At 64.0% G+C, this 6,481-nt stretch carries 8 protein-coding genes, 1 tRNA gene and 1 pseudogene; 4 read left to right on the top strand and 6 right to left on the bottom strand.

Annotation, left to right across the window (positions count from 1 at the left end; genetic code table 11):
• The 3 genes and pseudogenes from SAZ01S_RS20045 to SAZ01S_RS20035 form a co-directional block, all read left to right on the top strand.
• A partial coding sequence (locus tag SAZ01S_RS20045; protein WP_139810167.1) for an MFS transporter occupies positions 1-739 on the top strand: 739 nt, incomplete at its 5' end.
• Between the two features lie 34 nt (positions 740-773).
• On the top strand, positions 774-2,408 hold the full coding sequence (locus SAZ01S_RS20040; protein WP_084584026.1) for a tannase/feruloyl esterase family alpha/beta hydrolase: 1,635 nt from the start codon (positions 774-776) through the stop codon (positions 2,406-2,408).
• 149 nt (positions 2,409-2,557) lie between these two features.
• Positions 2,558-2,793: pseudogene (locus SAZ01S_RS20035) on the top strand (IS3 family transposase); the annotation flags it as partial.
• 119 nt (positions 2,794-2,912) lie between these two features.
• On the opposite strand, the gene SAZ01S_RS20030 reads toward SAZ01S_RS20035, so the two are convergent.
• The 6 genes from SAZ01S_RS20030 to SAZ01S_RS20010 form a co-directional block, all read right to left on the bottom strand.
• Positions 2,913-3,113 (bottom strand): excisionase family DNA-binding protein, encoded by a 201-nt coding sequence (locus SAZ01S_RS20030; protein WP_218018130.1) that lies wholly within the window; start codon positions 3,111-3,113, stop codon positions 2,913-2,915.
• Complete coding sequence (locus tag SAZ01S_RS23820) at positions 3,074-3,238, bottom strand: DUF5131 family protein (RefSeq protein WP_245825051.1); 165 nt, start codon at positions 3,236-3,238, stop codon at positions 3,074-3,076. The genes SAZ01S_RS20030 and SAZ01S_RS23820 overlap by 40 nt, the downstream gene beginning before the upstream one ends.
• Positions 3,239-3,316: 78 nt before the next feature.
• Positions 3,317-3,610, bottom strand: coding sequence for a helix-turn-helix domain-containing transcriptional regulator (locus SAZ01S_RS20025; RefSeq protein WP_245825049.1), 294 nt, complete (start codon positions 3,608-3,610; stop codon positions 3,317-3,319).
• A 34-nt stretch (positions 3,611-3,644) separates the two neighbouring features.
• Positions 3,645-3,983, bottom strand: a complete 339-nt coding sequence (locus SAZ01S_RS20020; RefSeq protein WP_084584024.1) for a type II toxin-antitoxin system RelE/ParE family toxin — start codon at positions 3,981-3,983, stop codon at positions 3,645-3,647.
• Positions 3,984-4,115: 132 nt separating this feature from the next.
• Positions 4,116-5,270, bottom strand: coding sequence for a tyrosine-type recombinase/integrase (locus SAZ01S_RS20015; protein ID WP_084584023.1), 1,155 nt, complete (start codon positions 5,268-5,270; stop codon positions 4,116-4,118).
• A 153-nt stretch (positions 5,271-5,423) separates the two neighbouring features.
• Positions 5,424-5,514, bottom strand: a tRNA-Ser gene (locus tag SAZ01S_RS20010).
• Positions 5,515-5,592: 78 nt separating this feature from the next.
• Between SAZ01S_RS20010 and SAZ01S_RS20005 the strand changes: the two genes are divergently transcribed.
• The gene (locus SAZ01S_RS20005) at positions 5,593-6,480 is read left to right on the top strand and encodes a peptidylprolyl isomerase (protein ID WP_084584022.1); all 888 of its coding nucleotides are present in this window, start codon (positions 5,593-5,595) and stop codon (positions 6,478-6,480) included.
• Position 6,481: the final 1 nt, after the last annotated feature.

Genomic DNA, 6,481 nt, shown 5'->3' with positions numbered 1-6,481 from the left:
GGTGTATTGGCTCGTCCGCGAGCCGCAGCGCGGCGCTACCGACGGTCGTCCTGGAGCTTCTGCGCCGACGCCGGTGCCCGAAAGCTTTGCTGCAACCATCGCGCGGTTCTTCCGCAATCCGCTGCTGCTGATGGCGTCGCTCGCCAGCGGCGCCGGCAACTTCATCACCTATGGCCTGCTCAATTTCACCGTGCTGTTCCTGATGCGCGAAAAGGGGATGACGCTGCAGGAAGTGGCGCTCTGGTATGCGCTCGTCGTCGGCATCGGGATGAGCGCGGGCATCTATGCCTCGGGGCGCATCGTCGATCGGTTCGCGCGGCGCAGCAAGACCGCTTACGCCACCGTGCCCGCCGCTTCCCTAGTCCTGGCGCTGCCCTTCTTCCTGGCCTTCACCTGGGCGCCGAGCTGGCAGGTCGCACTGGCCTTTCTGGCGGTGCCGATGTTCCTCAACTCCTTCTTCCTCTCGGCGACCGTCACCTTCGTCCAGAGTGAAGTGGCCCCTGAGCGCCGCGTCATCTCGGGTGCGCTGCTGCTCCTCGTAATGAACTTCATCGGCCTCGGCCTGGGACCGACCTATGTCGGCATCGCCAGCGACCTTTTCCGCCCCAATTATGGCGATCATGCCCTGCAGGCGGCCTATTTCGCGCTGGCGCCAATGTATCTCGTCGCCGCCGCGCTGTTCCTGTGGCTCGCGCGGCTGATCCGCCGATCATCACTCGCCGGTGCAGCATGCGTCTAGCCGAAGCAACAGATCGGAATCGTTGGAGAGGATCATGAAACCCAAGCACTGCCTCGCCCTTCTAGCCGCGAGCGCGATCGGCGCGCTGGCCCCTCATCTTGCGTGGGCGGAAGCGGGTGATCCTCTCTCCGACGGCGGCATCCGCTGCGCGGCAATGATGCGCCTCAAGCTGGCCGACACGACCATCTTGAGCGCGGCCATGGTGCCCGCCAAGCCCGCCGAGTCCACGGCCGCCGGCGACGTGCCCGGCTATCGAAGCTTTTGCCGCGTCGTCGCTCGTGTGCGCGCTGAACCCGGCTCGGATGTGGGGGTGGAACTGTGGCTTCCCGCGCAGGGCTGGAACGGCGTGTTCCACGGCAATGGCAGCGGCGGGTTCGGCGGCAACTTCGTGCTGGGCTATCCGGGGATGGTCGAAGGACTTAGGCGCGGCTTCGCGACGGCGACCACCGATACGGGTACCGCCCCCGCCACGCCGCTCGAGGGCGAGGCCCTCGCCGGTCAGCCGCGCAAGTGGCGCGACTGGGGGCGGCTTTCCACCCATGTGATGACCGTCGCCGGCAAGGCGATCACCAAGGCCTTCTACGGGAAGGCGCCGCGGAAGGCGTATTACAGCGGCTGCTCGACCGGCGGGCAGATGGGGCTGATCGAGGCGCTCTACTATCCCGGCGACTATGACGGCATTCTGGTGGGCGCACCGGTGATGAACCGCACCTGGGGTCACGCCGCCGTTCTGTGGGACTATGCGGCGGCCAATCGCGCGCCGGGGCATCTGCTCTCCGACGCCAAGCTCAAGCTTCTCCACAAGACCGCGATCGCAAGCTGCTGGCGGCAGGGCCGCGGGCTGGCCGGCGACCCGTTCGTTTCCGATCCTCTGCGCTGCACGTTCGATCCACAGGTGCTGCTGTGCAAGGGCGCGGCATCCGACACCTGCCTGACCGAGGGCGAGGTTGCCACCGCGCGCGCTTTCTATGCCGGCCCCACCGGCCGCGACGGCAAGCCCGCCTATTTCGGCTGGCTGCCGGGGAGCGAGATGCCTGGCACGTTCGGCTGGTCCTTTCTGCAAAAGCCGATCAACGGCCAGCCCCCCTTCGGTGCGCTGTTCCAATGGGTGTTCGGCCCCGACTGGGACTGGCGGCGCTTCGACGTTGACCGCGACATGCCGATTGTCGACACGCGGCTGGATCCCATTGTCAATGATGCGATGCGAGGAAGCCTCGAGGCATTTGCGACCCGCGGCGGCAAGCTAATCGTGTTTCATGGCCTTGCCGACACGCTCGTCCCGCCCGGGCAGTCGGTTGCCTTCTTCGATCGCCATGCCGAACAGATGGGCGGAGTCGCGAAACTGGCGGGCAGCGCGCGCCTGTTCCTGGTTCCCGGCATGATGCATTGCGGCGGCGGTACCGGACCGGTTGCCTTCAACACCGCGTCGGGCATCCCGCAGCGGCCGCCCTGCGACGACACGCAGCACGACATGTTCTCGGCACTGATCGCTTGGACGGAAGCGGGGGAGGCGCCCGCCAGGATCGTCGCGACACGATATTCCGATGACGATGGCGACGTGATCGCGATGCAGCGTCCGCTTTGCCCTTATCCGGCGCGAACCGTGTATCGGGGCACGGGATCTACTGCGGCGGCCAACAGCTTCCGGTGCGAACTTTCTCAGGAGTGAGGAGGTACTTCATGACCGCGCCGTTAGGCATACTACGATCAGGTGTCAGTGCGAGGATCTCCGCATCGGCCAAGGGCGTGAGCAGCGGACTGAGCAGCCCCTAGATTTCTGGACCCCTTGGATCCTAATTTTGAGGACAGGAGGCGACGAGCCGCCGCGGCAACTGCCATGACAACGCCGTCGCCGAAAGTTTCTTCTCCTCGCTCAAGCGGGAGCGCATCCGGCGTCGAACGTACAAAGCCCGCGAGGAAGCCCGGCAGGACGTGTTCGATTACATCGAGATGTTCTACAACCCGGTGCGCAAGCAGGTCAGGAAGTCAGGAACGGAATGCTGTCGCCCGTCCAGTTCGAACGGCAGCAGGTTCTGAAGGCGGAAGGTGTCTAGAAAACTGGGGGCTGCTCAGAACGCGGTGCACCGGTTGTGGCGAACACCCCCTACAACTGCTCCGCGTCCAGCACGGCCAGCGCCGATAGCGCGCTACCGCGCTTTTCATCGCGCGTGCGCTAGTAGGCGAACAGATCCTCGGCCTTGATCCGACGATGCCGGCCCACGGTGTCGAACGTGATCTCGCCCTTCTCCAGCAACGAAATCAAGAAGGGACGGGAGACGTTCAGGATGTCCGCCGCCTGCTGGGTGGTCAGCATCTGGCTGACCGGCACCAGCGTCACTGCATCGCCCTGCCCAACGTGCCGCAGCAATTCCATAAGCTAGCCTCCAGGCGACGGGCCATTTCCATCGCATAGCAATGGGTGCAACCCGCGCTGATAATATTGGAGTCAGCCACGGGGTTCCAGGTTGCGTCTGTCCATTCAATCTGCGTCTCAGCCATTACGGCCTCGCCGAGTTTCGTCTGTGTCGCCGGCCTATATCGCAATGAGAACAAAATTGGAACGATATTGTTGTGTGCTCATGCCGCCTCGACTGCATGGGCCTGGATCTCGACGCCAAGGCGCTTGCGCACGGCACCGAAGATCGCCGCGAGATTGTCCATGCTCGGGTTGCCGTTCTCCGATAACATCCGATGAAGGCTCTTGCTGGGCTTGTTGGTCTCGACGGCCAATGCCTCGAAACCGACCGACGCGTTGACGAGATCACGCAGGATCAACCGGGCCATATGCGGCTCGCCGTTGAGGAACAGGGTTGCAGCCTCGTCGAGCAACGCCTTCGCAAAGGCAGGGTCTCGGCCCGCGCGCTCCTTCACCGTCTCTTTGAAATTCCGAGTGAGAGCCACTGTCTTACCTCTTTGCCTTTTTCTGCGCCGCCTTCCGCGCCTTATATTCAGCCAGCAAATCGCTGGCGCGATCAATATCTGCCTGCTGCCGCTTTTTCGTTCCACCGGCGAACAGCACGATGAGTTCATTGCCGTCCTGGGTCAGATAGAGCCGATAGCCTGGTCCCCAATCGATTCGATATTCGCCAAGGCTGCCACCGATCCATTTGATGTTGGACGTGTTGCCTAGCTCCATTCGCAACATTGCGGTCGCCACTTTCGTGGCCGCTTGCGCATCGAGCCCATCAAACCAAGAACGAAAGGGACAGGCGCCGTCCTCCTGAACATATTCCTCTATGACCACTTATCACCTCATGATGGTAACATAACCGTTACCATTCGTCTAGCGCCATGTCGCCGTCAGCCCCGGACTGAGCGCATCAACAATCGTCGAATCGCAATGTCGATCGAGGACGCGTGAGATTCTGCTAGAGAATCAAACAGAAGGCTTTGCACAAAAGGCAGCCCAGTCGCGCATGAGCAGCCTTCGCTTGTCGAGGAAGTCTGTCCGGCGATAGGCGGCCTCGACCTTGTTCGAGACCGTGTGGGCGAGCGCCGCCTCTGCGATCTCGCCCGAATAGTCGGTCTGCTCCGCAACCCAGTCACGGAATGCCGAGCGGAACCCGTGCACGGTCACCGCGAGATCCATGTCCCGTAGGATCTTGAGTAGGGTCATGTCCGAGAGCGGCTTCTTCACGTTCTGACCGGGGAACACCAAGTCGCTAGCGCCAGCCTTGAACTTCTTGGCGCGCTCGAACGCGGCCACCGCTTGGGGTGCGAGAGGCACGACGTGCACTCTCCCCATTTTCATCCGTTCGGCCGGGATCGTCCACAACGCTGCTTCCAGGTCGAGTTCCGACCAGGTCGCACCCCGGATTTCGCCTGATCGCGCCGCTGTCAGGATCAGCGCTTCCAACGCGACGCGGCCCACCGATTCCCGCGCGCCCAGCTTCTCCATGAAATCCGGTACCGAAGCATAAGGCAAAGCTGCAAAGTGGTTGTCCTTCTTGGGCTGCCGAGGCAGTCCCTTGGAGAGCGAACGCATCGGTGCTTCGGTTGCGCGAAACCCGCGTGCATAGGACCAGTCGAGAACCGTGCCGATGCGTTGCCGGACGCGGCGCGCTGTTTCCGGCTTCGCCAGCCAGATCGGCGCCAGCACATCGCGGATCAGCGGCCCTTCGATCTCGCTGACCAACCTGTCGCCCATCTTAGGAAAGGCGTAGGTCTTCAGCGTCGCGATCCACTGGTTCTGATGCTTGCCGTTCTTCCAAGCCTTCTCGTGTTCCTCGTGGACCATTTCGGCAGCCCTGCGGAACGTTGGGATTTCCTGTCGCTCCTGCTTCTTCTCGGCGACGGGGTCGATGCCTTGGGCAATTTTCTTTCGGGTCAGCAGCGCGGCTTCTCGCGCGTCAGCGAGAGAAACGGCTTTCAACGACCCCAAGCCTATATCCCTTCGCCGGCCCTCAGCTTGAACGCGAAGAAGCCAGCGGCCTGAATCCTTGCCATTCAGTTCCAGGAAGAGCCCGTCACCGTCGGAGTACCGACCCGGTTCGGTCAACGCCCGGATCTTGGTTGCAGTCAGCTTTCCCATCGCATCCCACTCCGATTTACCCCACACTTTACCCCACACTTCTCGTGGGATGGTGTCGGATCACATGGAATTCAGCGGAACGAAAAAACCGCTGATTTCTGCGGGTTTCTAGCAGCTTTTAGCGGGTTTGGGGAGGCCCAAAAAGGGCGCAGGTGGCGGAGCGGGAGGGATTCGAACCCTCGATACGGTTTTGCCGTATACTCACTTTCCAGGCGAGCGCCTTCGACCACTCGGCCACCGCTCCGCAGGATACCTGGAAGGCGCGGCCCTACCGTTCCTTGGCGGCCTAGGCAAGCGCCCGTTGCCATGCCAAGCTGCGTCCATGGCAAAAACCCTGCTCGTCCTCGCCGCGACCCTCGCAGCCGCGCCGCTCGCCGCCCAGACTGCCCCGCAGACCGCCGCTCCCTCGCGTCCGGCGCCCGCGGCGGCCGAGCCGGCGCCCGAGGACTGGCGCGACATTCCCGACGACGAGATCCTGCTGATCCAGCTGCAGAGCGGCCGCCAGATCGCGATCCGTCTCGCCGCGCGGTTCGCGCCGGCGCACGTCAACAACATCCGCACGCTCGCCGCCGCGCGCTGGTGGGACGGGGAGAGCGTCTACCGGGTGCAGGAAAACTGGGTCGCGCAATGGGGCGATCCGACCGAGAAAAAGCCGCTGCCGCCCGAATTGATCACCCGGCCGCCCGCCGAGTTCGAGATTGCCGCCTTCACCCCCGCCCAGCGCCTGTCCAAGCCCGATTCCTATGCGAGTGCCACCGGCGTCACCGCCGATGGCTGGCCAGTCGCCAGCGACGGCAAGGCGGCGTGGCTTACCCATTGCTACGGCATGGTCGGCGTCGCGCGCGATGCGCTGCCCGATACCGGCAGTGGGTCCGAGCTGTTCACCCCGATCGGCCAGTCGGCGCGGCGGCTGGATCGCAACTATACCGTGGTCGGACGGGTGATCGAGGGGATGCAGTGGCTCTCCGCGCTGCCGCGCAGCGATGCGCCGATGGGCGTCTATGCGAGCGCGGGCGAGCGGACCGGCATCCAGTGGGTGCGGCTCGCCGGCCAGATGCCGCCCGACGAGCGGCCGCACTTCCAATATCGTGCCACCGACAATGCCCGCTACGCCGCGATGCTCGCGCTGCGCGAAAACCCCGCCCCGCCGACGATCGCCACCGGCGTCAATGTGTGCGACCTGCCGGCAGCGGTGCGCCGCCGGCCCTGAG

This window comes from Sphingomonas azotifigens NBRC 15497, assembly GCF_002091475.1.
In the GTDB taxonomy this organism is placed as follows: domain Bacteria; phylum Pseudomonadota; class Alphaproteobacteria; order Sphingomonadales; family Sphingomonadaceae; genus Sphingomonas; species Sphingomonas azotifigens.
Note: the sequence above shows the minus strand (reverse complement) of the source record. Positions and strands in the feature narration are given on the sequence as shown.

Bases quoted from the DNA above. Each gene is read 5' to 3' on its own strand.
- SAZ01S_RS20040 (WP_084584026.1), top strand. From the start codon at position 774: ATGAAACCCAAGCACTGCCTCGCCCTTCTAGCCGCGAGCGCGATCGGC.
- SAZ01S_RS20015 (WP_084584023.1), bottom strand. From the start codon at position 5,270: ATGGGAAAGCTGACTGCAACCAAGATCCGGGCGTTGACCGAACCGGGT.
- SAZ01S_RS23820 (WP_245825051.1), bottom strand. From the start codon at position 3,238: ATGGCTGAGACGCAGATTGAATGGACAGACGCAACCTGGAACCCCGTG.
- SAZ01S_RS20005 (WP_084584022.1), top strand. From the start codon at position 5,593: ATGGCAAAAACCCTGCTCGTCCTCGCCGCGACCCTCGCAGCCGCGCCG.
- SAZ01S_RS20030 (WP_218018130.1), bottom strand. From the start codon at position 3,113: ATGGAATTGCTGCGGCACGTTGGGCAGGGCGATGCAGTGACGCTGGTG.